This window comes from Peribacillus sp. NPDC097198, assembly GCF_044762055.1.
GTDB lineage: Bacteria > Bacillota > Bacilli > Bacillales > DSM-1321 > Peribacillus.
The window spans coordinates 60,014-82,050 of the sequence record NZ_JBIWDO010000012.1 but is presented as its reverse complement, the minus strand read 5'-3'; the positions used below and the strand labels follow the sequence as shown (position 1 = coordinate 82,050).

The window sequence follows — 22,037 nt, the reverse complement described above, 5'->3', positions numbered from 1 at the left end:
GCGATACAGATGGGTAAATATTTTGGAACAGATGGAGTTAGGGGAATAGCAAATACGGAGTTAACGCCGGAGTTGGCATTTAAACTAGGCCGTTTTGGCGGCTATGTCCTTACTAAGAATTCAGAAAAACCAAAGGTATTAATAGGGCGCGATACTCGTATTTCAGGGGAAATGTTAGAAGGTGCTCTTGTTGCCGGATTATTATCCATCGGCGCTGAAGTCATGCGACTGGGCATCATTTCGACACCGGGAGTGGCCTATCTGACAAAAGCCTTAAGTGCTGAAGCGGGTGTTATGATTTCAGCTTCTCATAATCCTGTAGCGGACAATGGAATTAAATTCTTTGGACCGGATGGCTTCAAGCTCTCAGATGAACAGGAAGCGGAAGTGGAAGCATTGCTTGATCTGGAGAATGATGAGTTACCGCGTCCTACGGGCGGAGACTTAGGCCATTTAAATGACTACTTCGAAGGCGGCCAAAAATATCTGCAATACTTAAAACAGTCGGTTGACGAAGACTTTACGGGCATACATGTTGCGCTTGATTGTGCTCACGGTGCGACATCTTCCTTGGCTATGCATCTATTTGCTGATTTAGATGCAGATATTTCGACAATGGGGGCATCACCGAATGGCTTGAACATCAATGATGGGGTCGGTTCTACCCACCCTGAGGCTCTGGCTGAATTCTTGAAGGAAAAAGGGGCAGATGTTGGACTTGCTTTCGATGGCGACGGCGACCGCATAATAGCTATTGATGAAAAAGGAAATATCGTAGATGGCGATCAAATCATGTATATCTGTGCGAAATACTTAAAAGAGAATAATCGATTGAAAAAAGGAACCGTGGTTTCTACGATCATGAGTAACCTTGGCTTTTACAAAGGGCTTGAGGAACATGGTATACATAGTGCTCAAACAGCAGTTGGCGATCGCTATGTAGTGGAAGAAATGCGTAAAGGTGGCTATAATCTTGGTGGAGAGCAATCCGGGCATATCATCTTCTTGGATTACAATACAACTGGGGACGGCTTATTAACGGGTTTACAGCTTGTGAACATCATGAGTGAGACGCAAAAACCTCTATCTGAGCTTGCGAGTGAGATGCAAAAATATCCGCAGACACTCATTAATGTTAAAGTAACTGACAAGCATGGGGTAACGGGGAATGAAAAAGTACAGGAAGTCATAAAAGAAGTGGAAGCGGAGATGGGTGGTAACGGCCGGATTCTGGTACGGCCATCTGGAACTGAACCGCTTGTCCGTGTTATGGCTGAAGCGCCTACTATTGAAGAATGTACGCGTTATGTAGACCGCATCGTAGCAACGGTAAGAGCAGAAATGGGACTAAACGAATAAACAACCTATGCATAAAGGGGAACGAAAATTTCCTTTTATGCATATTTTTATTAAGAATCATATTTTGTTTTAATGGTAGTAAAGAATTGACCTATGTCCCATGTATAGGGTATGATTATCCTGATTTACAACTACTTTTACCATAAAATGGTTATAAGGGAAAAGGAGGCCAGGGAAGATAATAGGAAAACTAAAGCGCCTGAACTAAACTGGGTCGAGACGGGTTTAGTTGACGAGGAGGAGGAGTATCGAATGTTCGGCGGATACCTCCCGGCTGAAGTACACAGCCGTAATAATTCCAATTTTAAAACAGTGGGGCAACCGACTGCACAAAGAGTTGGAAATGTACAATGGGAAAAAGCCTTCGGGTATTTCCTTTATAAAAATATCAGAGATGAGGGGGCAGGGATGCCCTCGTGCATTCCTGTTCCCTCTAATCAGTTGGAGGAACAGAAATTATGTGTGGAATTGTTGGATATATTGGTCTAAATGACGCGAAAGAAATCCTGTTAAAAGGTCTTGAAAAGTTAGAGTACCGTGGGTATGATTCTGCTGGTATAGCTGTGCAAAATAAGGAAGGCATCAAGGTCTTCAAGGAAAAGGGACGGATTGCAGACTTACGCGGTGTTGTGGATGAAGGGACTTCGGCGAATACAGGGATTGGACACACTCGCTGGGCCACTCATGGTGTACCTAGCCGTGATAATGCTCATCCTCACCAAAGTAACTCAGGTCGCCTGACATTAGTTCATAATGGGGTCATCGAAAACTATGCGATTTTAAAACGGGAATATTTGAAGGATGTTGCTTTTAAAAGCGACACTGATACGGAAGTCATCGTTCAGCTTATTGAGAAGTTCGTGAATGACGGCATGGAAGTGGAAGAGGCATTCCGTCACACGCTTACCCTTTTAGAAGGTTCGTATGCCCTTGCCCTATTGGATGCTGAAAACGAAGAAACGATTTTTGTTGCTAAAAATAAAAGCCCACTCCTAATCGGTGTTGGAAAAGACTTTAACGTTATCGCTTCTGATGCAATGGCTATGCTGCAAGTTACCGATCAATTCCTTGAATTAATGGATAAAGAAATGGTTATTGTCACAAAAGAAAAAGTGACAATTAAAAACCTTTCCAACGAAGAAGTATTTCGTGCTCCATTCACGGCGGAACTCGATGCCAGTGATATTGAAAAAGGTACGTATCCACATTATATGCTTAAAGAAATTGATGAGCAGCCTACTGTTATCCGTAAAATCATTCAATCTTACCAAAACGAAGAAGGTAAACTGGCGATTGATTACAATATTACAGAAGCAGTGAGCGAGGCAGACCGTATTTATATCGTGGCTTGTGGAACAAGCTACCATGCAGGCCTAATCGGTAAACAATTCATTGAAAAAATGGCTAAAATTCCGGTTGAAGTGCATGTAGCATCAGAGTTCACATACAATATGCCGATATTATCCGAAAAACCACTGTTCATCTTCATTTCGCAAAGTGGGGAAACGGCAGATAGCCGTGCAGTTTTAGTGGCCATCAAAGAGCTTGGCCATAAAGCATTGACCATCACAAATGTACCGGGCTCTACGCTGTCACGAGAAGCAGATTATACGCTCTTATTACATGCAGGTCCTGAAATTGCCGTGGCTTCTACGAAGGCCTATACGGCTCAAGTAGCGGTATTGGCGATATTAGCGAACGTAACTGGCCAGTTCCGTAACCTTGCATTCGATTTCGATCTTGTCAAAGAGCTTGGAATAGCTGCGACAGGCATGGAAGCTCTTTGCGATTCGAAAGAAGAGATGGAAGAGATTGCTCGTGAATACCTGTCTGTTACGCGTAATTGTTTCTTCATCGGTCGTTCCCTTGATTATTACGTGGGTCTTGAAGGTTCGCTTAAGCTGAAAGAAATCTCATACATCCAGGCAGAAGGTTTTGCCGGCGGTGAGCTTAAGCATGGAACGATTGCCCTAATCGAAGAAGGCACACCTGTTATCGCTCTTGCTACGCAAGCAGGAGTCAATCTAAGCATCCGTGGGAATGTCAAAGAAGTCGTCGCCCGTGGCGCTAATCCTTGCATCATTTCAATGAAAGGGTTGGAAGAAGAAGATGATCGTTTTGTCATCCCGGAAGTGAACGAACTATTAACACCTCTTATCTCTGTCATCCCGCTTCAACTCATTGCGTACTATGCTGCCCTACACCGGGAGTGTGACGTGGATAAACCACGTAATCTAGCGAAAAGTGTAACGGTTGAATAAGTAGAAATGATTTGTGCGTCATATCTATAAATGTTTATAAAAATTATTTACCCATTTAGATACCATTATCTAAATGGGTTTTTTTTATGTCCGAAAGAAAGAGAATATCTAAATGGAAAAATAAAAACAGGGACATATATCAATTTTCCTTCCCACCACAATAGTGTGTGATACATAATATATGTCAAGTACCCTATAACATATAATGGTAAATCAATCGTTAGATAAGCAATATAAAAACTTTTGCCTATTGAAGGGGGAGGAAGATGTTGGGTTTGATTGAGGTTTATATACAAGAGGTCACACGCAGATTGCCTGAAAAAAAACGCAGGGATATTGCACTCGAGTTGCGGTCAACCATTGAAGAGATGCTTCCTGATGATTATAGTGAACTGGATGTGGAGGAGGTTCTGGGCGAATTGGGGAACCCAGCGACAGTGGCTAGTGGGTATCGGGCTCAGCCGATGCACCTGATCGGACCGCGTTATTATGATTTATATATTTCACTATTGAAAGTGGTTTTTCCCATAGCAGCGGGCATTGCACTCATTTCGCTGATTATCGATTCTTTTATGGGGTTTAGCCAAGATGAAGCGGTTATTCCTAAAGTGATTACCCTTATAATCGAAGGCATATTGCGGGTCCTTGAAGTCGGCTTTCAAGTCTTCTTCTGGGTGACGATTGTCTTCGCGGTTCTGGAGCGAACGGATAAAGGAAAGTATCAAAGTCCACTATCGGCAAGCCTACAGAAATGGACCCCAAATGATTTGAGAAGTATCCCTTACATTCACAAGAAGAAAGAGATTACGAGGTTCAATGTATTCAGTGGACTGATGTGGACAGCGATTTGGACGACGGTATACTTTTATGCAAATCAATTTGTCGGGGTGTATGAAGGTGGAGATAGGATCGAACTCGTGATTCCGGTCTTCCAACAGGATATCCTACTTAACTATTGGCCGTTCATTCTTCTGGTGATCGCCATGGAAATCTGGTTAGCTTTTTATAAGAGTATCAAAAGGCAATGGACAAAAAAACTGGCAAATTTCAATTTGGTTCTTGAAATGATCACAACCATCGGATTCATTGTCATTGTAAGTAATCCGGATGTAATGAACCCTGAATTCCTTACATATATGGGGAGTTTATCCGATACAACGGCCATGCAGTTTCGAAATGCGATTGTAGGAGGCTCAATTACCATCTTCATTTTAGCCGCAGCATTAAATGTATTTGATGGATACCGCAAGTCTAGAGTCCATTGATGACATGTATTCGATAATGGTTCCAACCAGCTGTTATCCAACCAGTTGCTCCAAACGGTTTAAACGGATAGCTACTTTTTAATCAGAATGGAATAGGAAGAACAAAAGCCACCCGACATAAGCAAAGTATCAATGTTGGATGGCCCTTGTCTAGTAAGATTATTGTTGGAGTTTTATTTTTGAGTCTTCATGCGATGAATATTCGCAATTGTACCACCATCCACACGTAAATCTATGCCAGTTATATAGGAAGCTGCATCGCTAAGCAAGAATTCCACAGCTGTTGCGATCTCGGATGCTTCTCCTTCACGGCGGAGTGGCGTGTGTTCGAGCATTGTTTTCATTTGTTGTTGTTGGGATGCTTCCTGACGCCCCATCGGCGTGTTAATGGTACCCGGAGAGATAGATGTGATACGTGCACCTTTTTCACCCCAAGCCCACGCTTGGTCTTCCACATATAAGACAACCCCCAATTTAGATAGGCTGTAAGCCGCACCTGAGTCGCCTTGTGTAAATTGCTCCATGGTCTCAATATAGTTTTCGGCTAAAGGCTGTTTTAAAATTTCCGTATAAGGACCTTGACGGGGCGCCATATAGGCACTCATCGAAGAGATACATACCGCAGCAGTACCTACTGTAGCAAGTGGAAGAAACGCATCTAGGACAATTCCGGTGCCAACAGAATTCACTTCTGTAATGCGTTTCGAATTGGCCATCGTCGGTGACAGCCCGGCTGTGTGAACCAATCCTTTTAATATCCCAAGTTCAGCAGATTTTTTAGCTAAAGCAGCAACATTTTCCTTTGATGTAATATCGACAGTTTGATAATAGACATCAGTTATACCTTTAGTCGCTAATTCCTCTTTTGTTTGGATTAAACGTTCTTCAGAAACATCTGCCAACAATATGGTTCCTTTTTTGCCAACCAGTTCTGCAGTGGCTTTACCCATACCGCCAGAACCGCCTGTAATTACATAAACATGCTTATCCATTTCAATTCCCCCTAAACTTGATATAAACTTAGTGTAAACGGTTTTATAATAAAATAAGCAAGACATTTCCACTAAAAATGTCCAGAGGAGTGTCAAAAATGGAAACGGCAAAAGAATCGATAGTTGCCGCTTATTTACAGCTTTTATTTGAGAAAAGCTTTGAAGAGTTAGCTGTGAAAGAAATTGTTCAAAAGGCAGGCATTTCCCGATCCACATTTTATTTGCATTTTGCAGACAAATACGAACTGATGGATGAGGTGAGACGGAAGTTAAACGACCGGTTCTTGTCATTTTATGAGATGGATTACCAATGGGGTAAGCCAATCACCCTCCATTTATGTGAACATATTTTCAAATATCGCTCATTTTATGAACTCGAATTTGCAGAGGCGGACGCTATTCAAAAATTATCAGATAAGCTTGCAGCACATTTACAAGAAGTGTTCCAGGATCCAGACTATGCCCTATTTGCGAGCTATGGCACCATCGGTTATTTGGTTTTTTGGGTAAGGAACGGGTACGCCATGAGTCCGGCTGTAGCAGCGGAAAAACTATTGAAAATCGGCCTGACAAACTGGACAAAAGTATTGGATGCAAAATTAGATGGAATAGAGCGGTAGCGGGAAGCTGTAGACCTGAAAAAGAGGGTAGGAACTGATGAAATCGATGGAAGGAACTAAACGCCCGAGGAGCAAAGATAAGAGACGAATCTTGTTTTAAAAGTGTGCAAGTACTTTTGTTTTGAAAAAGATTGCTTAAAGTATTTGCAATCCCTACCATTTGATGGTATGCTTAGGTTAATTATTCATGTTCGGTACTAAGGATACTAAAAGTACTACTTTTCGTTTCGATGATGACTTAGAGCAAGGATAGTAATACAATGTGCTTTGGCACTAGGAGGCAACAACAATGGAACAAGGTAAAGTGAAATGGTTTAACGCAGAAAAAGGATTTGGCTTCATCGAACGCGAAAACGGAGACGATGTATTCGTACATTTCTCAGCTATCCAAAGCGAAGGATTCAAATCTTTAGACGAAGGTCAAGAAGTTACTTTTGAAGTAGAACAAGGTCAACGCGGACCTCAAGCTTCTAACGTTCAAAAAGCATAATTTCTAAAAACAAAAAAGGCAGACCCTATTACTAGGGTCTGCCTTTTTTGTTTTATTCAATAATAAAAAACCCTGCTCAATGTTGAGTAGGGTAAATGGAATGAGTAAAGTAAATCGCTTAAAAAGGTCTACCTAGTATAACATATTTTTTTCAGAAAAAAGAATTTGTAAATGAAGAGGTTGGACTGCGGGAACTTCTTTTTTTGAGTCAGGGACCATTATTCATACACATTCAAACACAGGTTTGAGTATAATGTGAAATGTGGTATATTATAATCAAACGTAGGTTTGAATGAATGGATGTGAGAAGATGGATGAGATGAAGGATATGTGTGAAGTTCATCTGCATGATCAAGAAAAGGTGAACCGTATCCAAAAGGAAATCGGTCAGGTAGATATCTCAAGTATGTCAAAGTTGTTTAAAGTGATCGGTGATGAAAACAGGGTGAAAATCTCGTATGCACTTTGTGAGGATGAAGAGTTATGTGTATGTGATTTGGCAAATATCATTGGGGCGTCAATGGCAACAACTTCTCATCATCTCCGTACTCTATATAAACATGCAATTGTGAAATACAGAAAAGAGGGAAAGTTAGCCTTTTACTCTTTAGACGATGATCATATAAAACAATTAATCCTTATAGCGATAGCACATCAGCGGGAGGTGAGGGTCAATGGCTGATTCCCAATTAAAGACTTATCGGATTCAAGGGCTGTCCTGTACGAACTGTGCAGCCAAATTTGAAAACAATGTCCGGGAACTTGAAGGTGTGAAGGAGGCAAAAATCAACTTCGGGGCTTCGAAGATTTCTATTTCAGGAAGTGCTTCGATTGAAGAAATTGAGAAGGCTGGAGCCTTTGATAACCTGAAAATTCGTACTGAACAAGAGCAGGTGACAATAAAAGAACCAATTTGGAAGCAAAAAGAAAACATTAAGGTTTTTCTTTCGGCTATCCTCCTTTTTATCAGTTGGATTTTGGAACATCAATATGGCGAGGGTAGTCTTTTGCCGGTTCTGGGTTATGCCACTTCCATTTTAGTTGGTGGATACTCCTTATTCATCAATGGGTTGAAAAATCTCGTAAGACTTCGTTTTGATATGCATACGCTGATGACGGTCGCTATTATTGGAGCGGCTATACTTGGCGAATGGGGCGAGGCAGCCACTGTCGTCATTCTATTTGCTATAAGTGAAGCGCTTGAAAAGTATTCGATGGATAAAGCTCGAAATTCCATTGAGTCCCTTATGAATATTGCCCCTAAAGAGGCACTGATCAGGAGGGGCCATCATGAAATGATGTTGGCTGTCGATGCAATCGAGGTGGGAGACACCATGATTGTCAAACCGGGCCAGAAGCTTGCGATGGACGGAAGGATCATAAAAGGTGCATCCACACTGAATCAGGCGGCCATTACTGGTGAATCGGTGCCACTATTTAAAACGGTCGAAGGAGAAGTGTTTGCTGGTACGTTGAACGGCGAAGGTCTTTTGGAAGTGGAAGTCACGAAAAGGGTTGAAGATACGACGATTGCAAAGATTATTCATCTTGTAGAAGAGGCACAAGCGGAAAAAGCCCCTTCCCAAGCGTTCGTTGATAAATTTGCAAAATTCTATACACCGGCAATCATGCTGATTGCTTTGGCACTTGCAACCATTCCACCAATGATGCTGGGCGGAGAATGGAGTGAATGGATTTATCGCGGATTGACTGTATTAGTTGTCGGCTGTCCATGTGCCTTGGTCATATCCACACCCATTGCCATTGTTACAGCTATCGGAAATGCAGCGAAAAACGGTGTTCTGATTAAAGGTGGAATCCATCTGGAGGAAGCTGGAGCTTTGAAGGCGATTGCATTTGATAAAACGGGAACATTGACAAAGGGAATACCTGAAGTGACTAACTTTTCCGTAATGGTGGATGAAATGAGCGAACGGGATGCTTTGAAAATAGCGGCTGCTTTAGAAAGCCGCTCGCAACATCCATTGTCCACGGCCATTCTTCAGAAAGCGGATCTGCAGGATATAGACTATCGTTCTCTGATGGTAGATGATTTTTCTGCATTGACAGGCAAAGGGTTAAAAGGAACAATCAATCAGGCAGTCTATTATATTGGAAAACCACAACTCTTTGATGAAGTGGGGTTAACCATTTCTGAAAAGGCTCAACATCTGATCAATAACTATCAGAATGAAGGAAAGACAGTTATGGTTCTCGGTAATCAAACTAATATTCTAGCCCTGGTTGCCGTTGCGGATGAAATAAGAGAAAGCAGTAAGGAAGCTATCAGTAAATTACATGCTTTAGGGATTGAAAAAACAATCATGCTGACCGGTGATAATATCGGGACAGCGAATGTGATTGGAACAGCGGCGGGCGTTCATGAAATTCAAGCAGAATTATTACCGCAGGATAAGCTATTCTTCATCAAACAATGGAAACAGAAGTATAACCGAGTGGCCATGGTTGGCGATGGTGTTAATGATGCCCCTGCTTTAGCCGCTTCCACTGTAGGAATTGCAATGGGGGGAGCGGGTACGGATACGGCCCTTGAAACAGCCGATATCGCTCTAATGGGTGATGATTTATCGAAATTGCCCTACACCATCTCATTAAGCAGGAAGACATTACAAATCATTAAGCAGAACATTACGTTTTCATTAGCGATTAAATTATTGGCCTTATTGTTGATTGCACCGGGCTGGCTGACACTTTGGATGGCGATTTTTGCGGATATGGGCGCGACATTACTCGTGACCTTGAATAGTCTGAGGTTGCTCAGAATAAAAGAATAATAGATAAAGGGCTTCTGGATTTCTCTTGAAGGGAATCCAGAAGCCCTTTACTATATCTAAACGTTTCATGTGAAACTTTGGAAATGGGCACCCATTATTCTTTTGAATCGTTAGGATACCATCCATTATGAATCAGAACCAACTGATGTCAATTAGTGGACTTTGTTATTTTAACGGAAATTAGGATATATTGATTGCATAGCCAGGTCGAAACTATGAACAGGATAGGTAGTGTGCTACAATGTGGCTGACTTTTTTAAGGAATGGATGCCATCGTTAGGTACGTTAATTAAATAGATCATGTAATGAAGGAAGGGATTTGGCAGATGGAATTACATCAAAAGGCAATATTAGTCGGAGTCAATCTGAACAGCCAGAAGGACTTTGAATATTCAATGGAGGAGCTCGCCAATTTAACAGAAGCCTGTGAGGTAGAAGTGGTTGGGACGATCACGCAGAATCTACATCGTGTCACTTCCTCACATTTCATCGGTACCGGTAAAATTGAGGAAGTAAAAGCGCTAGTGGAATATAAAGAGGCGAATGTCGTTATCTTCAATGATCAATTATCCCCCTCACAACTTCGTAATTTAGAGCGGGATATGGATTGCAAGGTGATCGACCGTTCCATCTTGATCCTGGACATCTTCGCACAACGGGCGAAAACGAAGGAAGCACAGCTCCAGGTAGAAGTGGCAAAACTTCAATATATGCTTCCACGCCTTATCGGCTTAAGAGAATCGTTAGGTCGACAAAGTGGAGGAGTGGGAACGAACAAGGGTGCTGGGGAAAAGCAGCTTGAACTTGACCGTAGGCGGATTGAGGAAAACATCAGTGTTTTGAATAAGGAATTGGAGGAACTTGTAGCACACCGTCAAACACAGAGGAAACAACGGAAAAAGAATGCCATCCCTGTTGTGTCATTAGTCGGGTATACGAATGCCGGGAAATCATCCATCATGAACGCATTGATGGAGATGTTCCAACCGACATCCGAGAAGCAGGTACTCGAGAAGGATATGCTCTTCGCTACACTTGAGACGTCCGTTAGAAACATTCCCTTGCCAGATAACAAGGAGTTTTTACTCACAGATACAGTCGGGTTCGTGTCTAAACTACCACACCATCTGGTAAAGGCATTCCGGTCTACCCTTGAAGAAGTAGTGGAAGCAGATTTATTAATCCATGTTGTGGACTATTCCAATCCTAATTATGAACAACAGATAGAGATTACCGAAAAGACTTTACAAGATATTGGCATCAAAGAGATACCGACCATATTTGCTTATAATAAAGCGGATTTGACCGATATGGACATTCCAAAGGTTAACCGTGATTCCGTTTATATGGCGGCCAGAGAGAAGGTAGGCCTTAAGGAATTGATTGATCAGATCCGTAGCCATGTATTCATGGACTATATTCATTGTGAAATGCTGATTCCATATGACCAGGGAAAACTAGTATCTTACTTCAATGATAATGGCCATATAACGGAAACGGAATATGAGGAAAATGGGACCAAGCTAAAGCTTGAATGCAAGAAGACCGATTATGAAAAATATCATAACTACGTGATTGAAAAATCCTGATGTTTTTTCCAGGCACTGAACTGAATTTAAATAGAATGTTTTGAAAGATTTCCGTAACCATGAATCCACAAGTTATACATATATCGTTTAGTTGTGTATAACTTGTGGATAACTTTCAAAAAGCCTTGAAAAAGTTTTCAAGGCTTTTTTTTTGTGGACAACCTGTTGATAAGTAGATTGTTTGATATTCCCTTACTAAGACCTTAGGAATGATGTCGAGAATGTAGCGAGAAGTGTAGGACGTTGACTTTTTTTATCAGTTTTTGTAAAGAAACATGACATAGTGCACATTAAGTTGTCCGCATTATTTTACACTTTGTATAATGTAACTCCCTATCTATCATTATAAAATAAAGAATATTCATTTAATTTTGAGATTCATGAATAAGTAGGGGGCTAATGGTGATTTTTTAAATGTAACCTGTAAGATAAAAATGACAGTGCTACAGCCATAAATCATCAAAAGTAGGGATAGGATATTGCTAGTTCATTGACTATAGGCAATTCCTCCTTTTTTATTTTCCACAATAATTTTTTGGAAGGAGAATAGTAGATGGATATGACAAGCTCGTTAAAAGACGATTTGAAGAGAAACTTTCAGGAGGCAGAGAGGGGCTTAACCCCAAGAGAGGCACTGGAAGAATCTAATCGATGTTTATACTGTTATGATGCTCCTTGTATCCAGGCCTGCCCCACAGGGATTGACATCCCGACCTTTATAAAAAAAATCGCATCAGGAAATCTAAAAGGGTCGGCCAAAACGATCATGACGGCTAATCCAGTCGGTGCCAGTTGTGCGCGGGTATGTCCGACAGAAGAGTTATGTGAAGGGGCATGTGTTCTAAATCATTCTACAAAGCCAATTCCTATTGGCGATCTCCAGCGTTATTCCACAGATTGGGCCATTCAAAATAAACAAGCTCTATTCAAGGCTGGCAAGAAGAATGGCAAAACGGTTGCCATTGTCGGCAGTGGTCCTGCGGGCTTGTCTGCAGCAAGGGAATTGGCCTTGCTTGGCTACAGCGTAACCATCTTCGAAGCAGAAAAGAACCCTGGCGGATTAAACACTTACGGAATAGTGTCTTTCCGATTACCTCAGCACATCTCCTATTGGGAAGTCGATCAAGTAAAGAACCTTGATGTCGAGATCCGAACGAATTCAAGGGTTGGGGTGGATATCTCCGCTAACCAACTGATTAAGGACTATGATGCCGTTGTTTTGGCAATTGGTATGTCGGATGTACCAAAGCTTGGGATTGAAGGGGAGGACTTGGCTGAAGTCTACGATGCAATCGATTTCGTAAAAGCAACGAAAACGGAGGATATCACCGATAAGTTCGTTGGGAAGAAGCTGATGGTCATTGGAGCTGGAAATACAGCAATCGATGCTGCAACCTGCTCGGTCCGTCTTGGTGCTGAAGAGGCTGGTATCATTTATCGTCGGACCCAGGCGGAAATGACGGCGTATGATTTTGAATATGAGTTTGCCAAACAGGAAGGTGTCCGATTCCATTGGCTGACGAATCCTTCAAGAATCGTTGCCGATGAAAAGGGCCAGGTAACAGGCATTGAATGTGTGAAGATGGAACTGAGTGAGGCAGGGGAAGATGGTCGCAGACGACCGGTTCCAATTGCAGGCTCTGAGTTCATCCTTCCGGCCGATGGTGTGATTCGTGCGATTGGTCAATCACGTTATGTTGGTCTACTTGAACAATTTAACATCGATCACGATGGAGGTGTCGTTACCTTAACTGGAGACTCCTATAAGACGTCGAATGAAAAAGTGTTCGCCTGTGGCGATGTCATATTTGGGAAGGGCCAAGGAGAGGCTATGGTCGTTTCCGCTGCCCAGCAAGGGAAAATGACAGCCTATGAAATTGACGGAGTGTTAATGAGCAAGACAGAAGATATAGCTTAATAAAACAATAACTAGGAGGCGTATCAATGGCTGATTTATCAATTAATCTTGCAGGTATCAAATCTCCTAACCCCTTTTGGCTTGCTTCGGCACCACCAACTAATTCGGGTTATCAAGTGCAGAGGGCTTTTGAAGCCGGATGGGGAGGAGCTGTTTGGAAGACGCTTGGGGATCCAATCCTAAATGTTTCTTCCCGCTTTGCAGCCGTTGGGTTTAACGGCCAAAGAGTTGCTGGATTCAATAATATTGAACTAATTACGGATCGACCTCTTGAAGTGAATCTTAAAGAGATATATGAAACGAAAAAGAAGTTTCCCAATCACGCAATCATAGCGTCCGTAATGGTCGAGCCACAACAGGAAAAGTGGCATGAAATTATCAAACGGATAGAGGATGTAGGCGTTGATGGTTACGAGCTGAATTTTGGATGTCCGCATGGCATGGCCGAAAGAGGGATGGGGGCTGCTTCAGGGCAGGTACCTGAACTGGTGGAAAAGCAAACATATTGGGCGAAGGAAGCGGCTTCGAAACCTGTCATCGTCAAGCTGACCCCAAATATTACGGACATCACGGTTACGGCAGAAGCAGCCGTAAGAGGCGGTGCGGATGCAATTAGTATGATCAATACGATCAATAGCCTTGCAGGGGTGGATATTCACTCCTGGAATACAATCCCCCATGTTGGCGGAAAAGGGGCCCATGGCGGGTACTGTGGTCCTGCAGTGAAGCCCATAGCCTTGAATATGGTGGCTGAATGCGCAAGGAACCCAGGGATTAATGTCCCGATATCCGGTATTGGGGGGATTTCTAACTGGCAGGATACGGTCGAGTTTTTATTGATGGGGTCGACTGGCGTACAGATTTGTACAGCCGCTATGCATCATGGTTTCCGGATCGTCGAAGACATGATTGATGGATTATCCAATTACCTTGATGAAAAAGGGATTGCTTCTGTAATGGACATTGTCGGTAAGTCCGTATCGCGCTACTCCGACTGGGGAAATCTGGATTTGAATTATAAAGTCGTGGCCCGCATCAATAATGATGTGTGCATCAACTGCAATAAATGCCATATAGCCTGTGAAGATACTTCCCACCAATGTATTGATATGTTAAAGGACACTTCAGGCAACTCATTTTTACGAGTGCGTGAAGAAGATTGCGTCGGCTGTAACCTTTGTTCAATCGTGTGTCCGGTCGATGGAGCGATTGACATGATTGAAATGGCCAGCGATCTAGCCCCTATGACTTGGAATGAGCGTCAAGGTTTGCTAGGCAACATCGGTAATGAACGTGTGGATTTCGTAAAATAATGGAGGGGTAAATTATGAAAAAAATTATTAAGAACGGCACTATAGCAACGGCTGCAGATACGTACCAAGCAGATATTTTGATTGAAAATGAAGTCATTACAATGATTGGTAAAGACCTATCAGCCGAGGGAGCTGAAATCATTGATGCCAAGGGCGCACTAATATTCCCAGGGGGTATAGACCCACATACCCATCTAGATATGCCGTTTGGTGGGACGACCACGAAGGACGATTATGAAACGGGAACGATTGCAGCTGCATATGGGGGCACGACGACGGTCATCGATTTCTGCTTAACGGAAAAGGGGGAGCCTTTAAAGAATGCCATTGAAACATGGCACAAGAAAGCGGACGGCAAAGCCGCCATCGATTATAGCTTTCATCTCATGATCAGTGAAATCAATGATGAAGTTCTGGCTGAACTGCCAAGCATCATTGATGAAGAAGGGATTTCTTCCTTTAAAGTGTTCATGGCATACAAAAATGTTTTTCAAGCAGATGATGCAACGCTTTATCGGACTTTGCTGCAGGCGAAAGAACTTGGTGCCCTTGTCATGGTCCACGCAGAAAATGGAGATGTCATCGATTATTTAACAAAGCAGGCACTCGCAAAGGGACAGACCGATCCAATTTATCATGCCTTAACTAGACCTCCTGAGCTTGAAGGAGAAGCGACCGGAAGAGCAGCGAAGTTGACGGAAATGGCGAATGGACAGCTTTACGTCGTTCATGTCACTTGTGAAGATGCGGTTGAGAAGATTACTGAAGCAAGAAATAAGGGCGTCGATATCTGGGGAGAAACATGTCCTCAATATCTGGTGCTGGATCAAAGCTATCTTGAAAAGCCCAATTTTGAAGGGGCCAAATACGTATGGTCGCCACCATTGAGGAAGAAGAAGGATCAGGATGTGCTATGGAATGCTTTAAAGACAGGCCAGCTGCAAACCATAGGCTCTGATCAGTGTTCCTTTGACTTTAAAGGACAAAAGGACTTGGGTCGGGACGACTTTACCAAGATTCCGAACGGTGGACCGACGATTGAAGACCGAATGAGTATCCTTTATTCAGAGGGAGTCAAAAAAGACCGCATCACCCTGAATCAGTTTGTCGATATTACTTCTACAAGAGTAGCCAAGTTGTTTGGTTTATTTCCACAAAAAGGAACGATTGCAGTTGGATCGGATGCCGACCTTGTTATCTTCGACCCGAAAGTGGAGCGGACCATTTCCGCTGAAACCCATCATATGGCTGTAGATTACAATGCTTTTGAAGGACTGGAAATTACAGGTGAACCCGTTTCTGTCTTATCTCGTGGCCAGTTCGTCATTCGTGATAAACAGTTTGTAGGGGAAGCTGGTAAAGGGCAGTTCTTGAAGCGGGCTAAGTATAATACATCGCTTGAGTCGGTTTCAGAGAATAAGCTTCCGGTCTAAAGTTAAATGGACATGTAAAGCAAATTAAAGGGGGATTTTATGGATGAGCGAAAATAAGGATTATTTAAAGTCTCCCGATTTGCTGCCTATACCGCATAGAGAGAAGAACATTAGCGCAGTAGGATTTGGCTTCATCTGGGTGGGGATGGCTGTCGTATTGGCCGCCTTTGCCATTGGAGGGAATGGGGTCCAAAGCCTATCGCTTGGTTGGGTCGTACTTGCGACAGTAATCGCCTGCGTAGTTCTTGGCTTCTTGATGACAATGACAGGGGATATAGGCGTTGAACATGGAATTTCATTTCCTGTATACATGAGGGCGCCTTTCGGAACGATTGGCACTCATATCCCTTCACTTGTCAGGGCGTTTGTTGCCTCTTGCTGGTTTGGATTGAACACTTATTTCGGTGCAACTGCGATGAACGCTATCTTTGCCACTCTTTTTAACTTTAATAATTGGTTTATCTGCTTTTTGGTTTTTGCCATTTTGCAATTAGTCAATACAGCCATGGGAATCAAGTCAATCGAACGGTTTGCCGATTTGGCAGCCCCGGTTATCATCTTGATTTCTGGCTGGATGTATTTTACGCTTTCTGACCAAGCAGTCGCACAAGGTAGGGAAGTCTGGTCATGGATTGAGAGTCCGGCAACCGGAGGGGCGGCTGTAACAGCTTTCATGGTCGTCATCATGTCGAATATGGGGTTTTGGGGAACGTTGACCGCGGATATGCCGACACTTTCCCGTTTTATAGAGGCACCAAAAAATGAGAAGAACTGGTTCAAACGCAATAAAGGGCAGATTATAGGGAACGTTATTACCTATCCTATTACCCAAACCTTCATGGTTATTATCGGAGCCGTTTCCTACATGGCCGTTTCCAATTATGATCCTGTTGTTGCTATACAGGGGTCAGCCAGTGGCATTACCCTTGGTGTTCTATTACTAATGATCGTTTTTGCTCAGTGGTCAACGAATACTTCGGCTAATGTTATTCCGGCAGCAACCATCTTCTCGAATGTAATGGGACCAAGAATGCCGTTTTGGTCGGGAGTTGTGGTTGCGGGAATCATTGGAATCGTTGTTCAGCCATGGAGCCTTTTCGGTATCATCATTGAGGTTTTGTTAATTGTCGGTGGGATCTTAGCCTCCATTGTGGGTATTTTGGTGGCTGATTATTACTTTCTTCGTAAGCGCCGTGTCAATGTACCAGAACTATATGAAAGTGAAGGGCAATATAAGTATAAAAACGGTGTAAATTGGGCGGGAATCATTGCCTGGGTCATTGGTGGAAGCGGGGCAACGATTTTTTCCAATTACTCATTTATAGTCGGTTTTATACTCGGAAGTGCAACCTATTATGTACTGGCTAAATATTGGTGGTTCAAGAAGTACGAACAGGCAGAGATTATAGATCCGAGCGATGAGAAATATTTAGGAATCTCCGTCGGCAAGGATTGGGATATCGGAAAGAGAATGGTTGACGAAGAAGAGGTACTGAACATGCCTTTAGGCGGGGAAAACGTTAAATAAGGAGGAGTGGGACATGTCTGAATACCAAGAGTATCGCTTAGAAAGGGAACAAATTGATTTTTTACTTGAACGAGGGTACAGAATCACCCGGGTTTCTGAAAACTTAAGTGGCGCTTTCCTTGATTTCGAATTGATTGAAGGAACGAAGCAGGAATGGAAGCAGTTGAATATCAAGACTCCAGAAGGCAGAAAATATTTCTCAACATTGCTTTTTAAAAAACTAAATTAAAAACATGTATCCCCTAAGGATGTAAAGCTGTTAAGCTGGCCTATTTTCAGTTGAATAGGTCATTTTTTTATGTTCATTTATGGATAGATAGTAAGAATATGAAAGGGGGAAACTACTAGGAATGAAATGCATAGCATGATTTCTACAAAAATAACTGAAAATTTTGTAGAATTTTGACGTTAGTTATTATGTCCAGTATCTGGAGATTTACAGACAGTCCGTTTATAATAGGTTCTATAGCTATAAAAGGATGGTGGATGGATGAATACGTCGATTACAATTGAGGAAATTCTAACGCGCAGGCATTTTAACCGGACGGATGTGGTCGGAGGCGAAGGTGGGTTAAAACGCCAAGTCAAATGGGTCCACTGTTTGGAAGTCACCCAAATCAGTCACTTGTTAAATGGAAACGAACTAATTCTTACCACCGGTCTTGGGTGGAAGGATTCAGATAGTACATTCCTTTCTTTTTTAAATCAGCTCATTACATGTAATGCGGCAGGACTCTGTATAGAGATGGCTACCCATGCCATGGCCATTCCACAGAGTGCGATAGACCTTGCAGACGAGCATGGCTTTCCCCTCATTTTATTTAATCAGGAAGTTCCTTTTGTTGAAATTACTCAGGACATTCATTCCTTAATCATTAATAAACAGTATCAGATGATCTCCAACCTAGAAACCTACTCACAGCAGTTGAATAAAAAACTCCTCGAAATTGACCATTATGAACCAATTCTAAAATTTCTTCATTCGTATTTAAATGTTCAGGTGATGTTTATTCCCAATGAGAATGATATAGCCTGTATTCCAAAAATAAAGAAAAAACTCATCCAGCAATTGTTAGCCGAAGTATATGAAAAGCAAAATTTAAGTAAATTCGTTCTGAAACAAAGGATTCGTGTCCTTGGTGAAAATTATGCGGAACTGGTCATTTATAGTAGTAATCGAGAAATGACCGACTTTGATTCCCTTATCTTGGATCGAACGGCTACGGCTTTAGCTCAATATCTATTACGTGAAATCTATTTAGAGGAAAAGAAGATATCTGAAGAGAGCAAATGGCTAACGAACTGGCTCGAAGGGGAATATAGTGATGAAGTCATCCGGGAGCAACTATCTTATATTGATCCGAAGATGCAATTGGAAGGCGGCATCGTATGCATTTGCAAACAACACTCAAGGTATAATAAAGGTTCTGCTAAACTAGAAGGGACTTATTTTAAAATCCTGTTTAGATCCGTTTTTGAACAATATGGATTTCAGATTTTCTCTATGGAAGTACACCAACATCTGGTCTTTATTTTAGGGGATAACCGTTCACCTGGAGATTGGAAAGAGAGAGTGACGGGGGCCCTGGATCGAATCAGAATGATGGATGCTACGGGTCGCAACCGAATGAATGTGCTTTCAATAGGGTTTGGGAAATATGTTCAAAAGTTAAGTGAAATTTACAAGAGTTATGAAACGGCACGTGAGACCTTGTTGCTTCAGGAAACATTAACTGAGGAAAGCAGAAGCTATTTTTATCAAGATTTACATATGTATCGAATGATTGCGCTCATTAACAAACATGGAAACTTGGAAGAAACCGTGTATGAATATTTAGGTCCGGTCATCGAGTATGACAGACGAAATAACGGGGAGTTAATGCCAACCTTGAAAACGTATCTTGCCTGTAATGGATCTAAACAGGAGACATCCAAACAATTATTTATCGTAAGACAAACACTTTACCACCGCCTTGAAAAGTTAGAAAGGCTATTAGGTGCCAATTTCATGAAATCTGAACAACGACTCGGCATTGAGTTCATGATTTTTGCTTTAGATTATTTGAAACTTCGCAAGACGAAGGTAAACGGAAAAACAGCGGATGGGTTTGTGGAAAACTGAAATGTAAAAAGCAGATGATAATAGGGTGTCTTATGAGGCATCCTTTTTATTATGAATAAAAATTTCGTCGCAGGTAGGGGATAAGGTTCTATAAAAAATATGCTGACATCAAAGAGTTGGCCTTTACAGCTTTTGATGTCAGCGGCTTTTCTTATTATTCATCTTTTTTAGAAAGGCAGTGGTCACATTCCACGAGGTAGGATTCAGCCTGTTCCATAATTTGATCGCCACATTCGGTGCATTGCTTGGGTGGAAGGGTCCGGAAGAATTCCATTGGATTTTTAGTTTGCATGATAGGTGGTACCTCCTTATTGTTTTTTTAATAGTTTTCGCTTTTAGAAAGGCAGTGGTCACATTCCATCAAGTAGGATTCAGCTTGTTCCACGATTTGCTCCCCGCATTCGGTGCATTGCTTGGGTGGAAGGGTTCTGAAGAACTCCATTGGATTTTTAGTTTGCATGATAGGTGGTACCTCCTTCTTGTTTTTTAATAGTTTTCGCTTTTAGAAAGGCAACGGTCACATTCCAACAAGTAGGATTCGGCTTGTTCCACGATTTGCTCCCCGCATTCGGTGCATTGCTTGGGTGGAAGGGTTCTGAAGAATTCCATTGGATTTTTAGTTTGCATACTTGTTCCTCCTTTTAGTTGTTTAGTAGTCTTCGCTTTTAGAAAGGCAACGGTCACATTCCATCAAGTAAGATTCGGCGTGTTCGACGATATGGTCGCCACACTCTGGGCAATCTTTGGCAGGGATACTGTTGAAAAATTCAATGGATTTTTTACTTTGCATGGTGGTTTCCTCCTTTATAAGGTCTTTTCTATTTTTAAGACTTATTCATTCTTCACGTTTAGAAAGGCAGCGATCGCATTCCATCAAGTAAGATTCTGTTCCATCAAAAAGGGTTTCACCACATTCGGTACATTGTGCTAATGATTGGTCTTTCATATTTTCTAATTGACTCGTTTGCATGTCACACTCTCCTTTCTGTAGTACAGTTTTTAATATCTGTCTGTTGTTATAATACAGTATATACCCGATGGTTAAAAAAGTATAGGCATTTCACAGAAAATTTAAAAATATTTCCAAATTAGTATGGAGAATCCTATTGTAACAAGGGTTTTCTGTGATATATTTTATTATTTTTTTCTTTTTAACTAAACCTGATTACTACGTTTACCTAAAAAGTGGGATTGATGGGATGGAGCGTCCAAGACTAAATAGATTAATTTATACAACAGAATAGTACAGAGGATTTTTGCTAGTACGGGGGGATGAGATTCGAAGGGTTTTCTAAGATTTTGGCTCATCGATGGGGTTATTTTCGCAAAAGAATGGGAAATTGGTTTTAGTATTTTAGTAAAGAGGTAACTTGTTAATAGCAATAAATAACAGGAGGTCACTTATGTCTAAAAAAGTTATGGTCATTATTAACCCATCCTCTGGAAAAGAAAAAGCAGGAGAAATTTTGCCCAATGTGGAAAAGGTGCTTGGAGATATTTATGAACAAGTAGTGGTTCGGAAAACGAAGGGCGAGGGTGATGCTTCGCGGTTTGCAAAAGAAGCATGTGAAGGGAAATATGATGCCGTAATTTCAATGGGGGGAGATGGTACGGTAAATGAGACGGTCAATGGTCTCGCGGAACAGGAGCATAGGCCCATATTAGGGATTATCCCACTCGGAACAGTGAATGACTTTGCAAGGGCACTTAATATACCGTTAGACCCTATCAAAGCAATGGAGATGTACACAAAATCTGCGGTTAAAGAAGCGGATATCGGTAAGATCAATAATCGGTATTTCATGAATGTATTGGCCGTCGGGGCCATTGCAGAGGCTACCTATAATGTGAGTGTGGAGCAGAAAACGCGTCTTGGCTCACTATCTTATTTTTTGGAAGGAGCAAAGACGTTAGTCAAGAAGACACCATTCCCTATAACTGTGGAACATGATCATGGAAGGTGGACCGGTGAGACTTATTTACTGTTTGCTACGATGACAAATTCTGTCGGTGGTTTTGAACAACTTGCACCAGAGGCGGAAGTGAATGACGGGAAACTCCATACATTCATCATCAAAAGTCTTTCCATTCCACTCATCCTCAAAATCATTCCAAGTTTAATTAAGGGAGAAATCAAGAACCATGAAGAAATAGAGTACATTCCAACCTCTAAGCTTCACGTATCTACATCAGAGGACCTCATTGTTAATATGGATGGTGAAAGAGGTAGCGAAATGCCTTTTCAAGCGGAAGTATTGCATAATCACCTGCGTTTGTTTGTTCCAGGAGCGTCATAATTGAGTGAAATTGATCGTGTATAATAGAAAAGCTGTTCGACCACAGACCGTACAG

Annotated in this window: 22 protein-coding genes; 16 read left to right on the top strand and 6 right to left on the bottom strand. The window is 42.0% G+C overall.

Annotated elements, in window-relative coordinates; all coding sequences use genetic code 11:
- Positions 1-9: 9 nt before the first annotated feature.
- The 4 genes from glmM (at position 10) to ACIQXQ_RS17905 (ending at position 4,885) form a co-directional block, all read left to right on the top strand.
- Positions 10-1,359, top strand: coding sequence for a phosphoglucosamine mutase (gene glmM / locus ACIQXQ_RS17920; RefSeq protein ID WP_402876104.1), 1,350 nt, complete (start codon positions 10-12; stop codon positions 1,357-1,359).
- A gap of 252 nt (positions 1,360-1,611) precedes the next feature.
- On the top strand, positions 1,612-1,848 hold the full coding sequence (locus ACIQXQ_RS17915; protein WP_402959269.1) for a hypothetical protein: 237 nt from the start codon (positions 1,612-1,614) through the stop codon (positions 1,846-1,848).
- Positions 1,818-3,620 carry a glutamine--fructose-6-phosphate transaminase (isomerizing) gene (gene glmS, locus ACIQXQ_RS17910; RefSeq protein ID WP_402876101.1) on the top strand — a complete coding sequence of 601 codons (1,803 nt, stop codon included), beginning with the start codon at positions 1,818-1,820 and terminating at the stop codon, positions 3,618-3,620. The genes ACIQXQ_RS17915 and glmS overlap by 31 nt, the downstream gene beginning before the upstream one ends.
- A gap of 269 nt (positions 3,621-3,889) precedes the next feature.
- Entirely contained in the window at positions 3,890-4,885 is a 996-nt protein-coding gene (locus ACIQXQ_RS17905) for an HAAS signaling domain-containing protein (RefSeq protein ID WP_402959280.1), read from the top strand.
- Between the two features lie 173 nt (positions 4,886-5,058).
- On the opposite strand, the gene ACIQXQ_RS17900 is transcribed toward ACIQXQ_RS17905, so the two are convergent.
- Positions 5,059-5,943 (bottom strand): SDR family oxidoreductase, encoded by an 885-nt coding sequence (locus tag ACIQXQ_RS17900; RefSeq protein WP_402959278.1) that lies wholly within the window; start codon positions 5,941-5,943, stop codon positions 5,059-5,061.
- 32 nt (positions 5,944-5,975) lie between these two features.
- Between ACIQXQ_RS17900 and ACIQXQ_RS17895 the strand changes: the two genes are divergently transcribed.
- The 11 genes from ACIQXQ_RS17895 (at position 5,976) to ACIQXQ_RS17845 (ending at position 19,685) form a co-directional block, all read left to right on the top strand.
- Positions 5,976-6,497 (top strand): TetR/AcrR family transcriptional regulator, encoded by a 522-nt coding sequence (locus ACIQXQ_RS17895; protein ID WP_402959267.1) that lies wholly within the window; start codon positions 5,976-5,978, stop codon positions 6,495-6,497.
- 289 nt (positions 6,498-6,786) lie between these two features.
- Positions 6,787-6,987, top strand: coding sequence for a cold-shock protein (locus tag ACIQXQ_RS17890; RefSeq protein ID WP_034304915.1), 201 nt, complete (start codon positions 6,787-6,789; stop codon positions 6,985-6,987).
- Positions 6,988-7,306: 319 nt separating this feature from the next.
- Positions 7,307-7,669 carry an ArsR/SmtB family transcription factor gene (locus ACIQXQ_RS17885; RefSeq protein WP_402875647.1) on the top strand — a complete coding sequence of 121 codons (363 nt, stop codon included), beginning with the start codon at positions 7,307-7,309 and terminating at the stop codon, positions 7,667-7,669.
- On the top strand, positions 7,662-9,782 hold the full coding sequence (locus tag ACIQXQ_RS17880; protein ID WP_402959265.1) for a heavy metal translocating P-type ATPase: 2,121 nt from the start codon (positions 7,662-7,664) through the stop codon (positions 9,780-9,782). The genes ACIQXQ_RS17885 and ACIQXQ_RS17880 overlap by 8 nt, the downstream gene beginning before the upstream one ends.
- A gap of 326 nt (positions 9,783-10,108) precedes the next feature.
- The gene (gene hflX, locus ACIQXQ_RS17875) at positions 10,109-11,371 is read left to right on the top strand and encodes a GTPase HflX (protein ID WP_402959263.1); all 1,263 of its coding nucleotides are present in this window, start codon (positions 10,109-10,111) and stop codon (positions 11,369-11,371) included.
- 559 nt (positions 11,372-11,930) lie between these two features.
- Positions 11,931-13,289: an NAD(P)-dependent oxidoreductase gene (locus ACIQXQ_RS17870; protein ID WP_402875649.1), complete on the top strand. Its 1,359-nt coding sequence runs from the start codon at positions 11,931-11,933 to the stop codon at positions 13,287-13,289.
- Positions 13,290-13,315: 26 nt separating this feature from the next.
- Positions 13,316-14,602, top strand: a complete 1,287-nt coding sequence (preA, locus tag ACIQXQ_RS17865; RefSeq protein WP_402875559.1) for an NAD-dependent dihydropyrimidine dehydrogenase subunit PreA — start codon at positions 13,316-13,318, stop codon at positions 14,600-14,602.
- A gap of 14 nt (positions 14,603-14,616) precedes the next feature.
- Positions 14,617-16,035 (top strand): dihydropyrimidinase, encoded by a 1,419-nt coding sequence (hydA, locus tag ACIQXQ_RS17860; protein WP_402875561.1) that lies wholly within the window; start codon positions 14,617-14,619, stop codon positions 16,033-16,035.
- Between the two features lie 43 nt (positions 16,036-16,078).
- Positions 16,079-17,563: an NCS1 family transporter gene (locus tag ACIQXQ_RS17855; RefSeq protein WP_402959259.1), complete on the top strand. Its 1,485-nt coding sequence runs from the start codon at positions 16,079-16,081 to the stop codon at positions 17,561-17,563.
- Between the two features lie 13 nt (positions 17,564-17,576).
- Positions 17,577-17,792, top strand: a complete 216-nt coding sequence (locus tag ACIQXQ_RS17850; RefSeq protein WP_402875565.1) for a hypothetical protein — start codon at positions 17,577-17,579, stop codon at positions 17,790-17,792.
- A gap of 261 nt (positions 17,793-18,053) precedes the next feature.
- Entirely contained in the window at positions 18,054-19,685 is a 1,632-nt protein-coding gene (locus tag ACIQXQ_RS17845) for a PucR family transcriptional regulator (RefSeq protein ID WP_402875567.1), read from the top strand.
- 154 nt (positions 19,686-19,839) lie between these two features.
- Here the strand turns inward: ACIQXQ_RS17845 and yhfH (ACIQXQ_RS17840) are convergent, their stop codons facing one another.
- The 5 genes from yhfH (ACIQXQ_RS17840) to yhfH (ACIQXQ_RS17820) are packed head-to-tail and all read right to left on the bottom strand — an operon-like array spanning position 19,840 to position 20,655.
- On the bottom strand, positions 19,840-19,977 hold the full coding sequence (gene yhfH, locus ACIQXQ_RS17840) for a protein YhfH (protein WP_402959257.1): 138 nt from the start codon (positions 19,975-19,977) through the stop codon (positions 19,840-19,842).
- 27 nt (positions 19,978-20,004) lie between these two features.
- Positions 20,005-20,145, bottom strand: coding sequence for a protein YhfH (gene yhfH / locus ACIQXQ_RS17835; RefSeq protein WP_402959255.1), 141 nt, complete (start codon positions 20,143-20,145; stop codon positions 20,005-20,007).
- A gap of 26 nt (positions 20,146-20,171) precedes the next feature.
- Complete coding sequence (gene yhfH, locus ACIQXQ_RS17830; RefSeq protein WP_402959253.1) at positions 20,172-20,312, bottom strand: protein YhfH; 141 nt, start codon at positions 20,310-20,312, stop codon at positions 20,172-20,174.
- Positions 20,313-20,334: 22 nt separating this feature from the next.
- Positions 20,335-20,475: a protein YhfH gene (yhfH, locus tag ACIQXQ_RS17825; RefSeq protein WP_402875572.1), complete on the bottom strand. Its 141-nt coding sequence runs from the start codon at positions 20,473-20,475 to the stop codon at positions 20,335-20,337.
- A 45-nt stretch (positions 20,476-20,520) separates the two neighbouring features.
- Positions 20,521-20,655, bottom strand: a complete 135-nt coding sequence (gene yhfH / locus ACIQXQ_RS17820; protein ID WP_402875574.1) for a protein YhfH — start codon at positions 20,653-20,655, stop codon at positions 20,521-20,523.
- Between the two features lie 433 nt (positions 20,656-21,088).
- Here yhfH (ACIQXQ_RS17820) and ACIQXQ_RS17815 point away from each other — a divergent pair, with 433 nt between their 5' ends.
- Complete coding sequence (locus ACIQXQ_RS17815; RefSeq protein WP_402875576.1) at positions 21,089-21,982, top strand: diacylglycerol/lipid kinase family protein; 894 nt, start codon at positions 21,089-21,091, stop codon at positions 21,980-21,982.
- Positions 21,983-22,037: the final 55 nt, after the last annotated feature.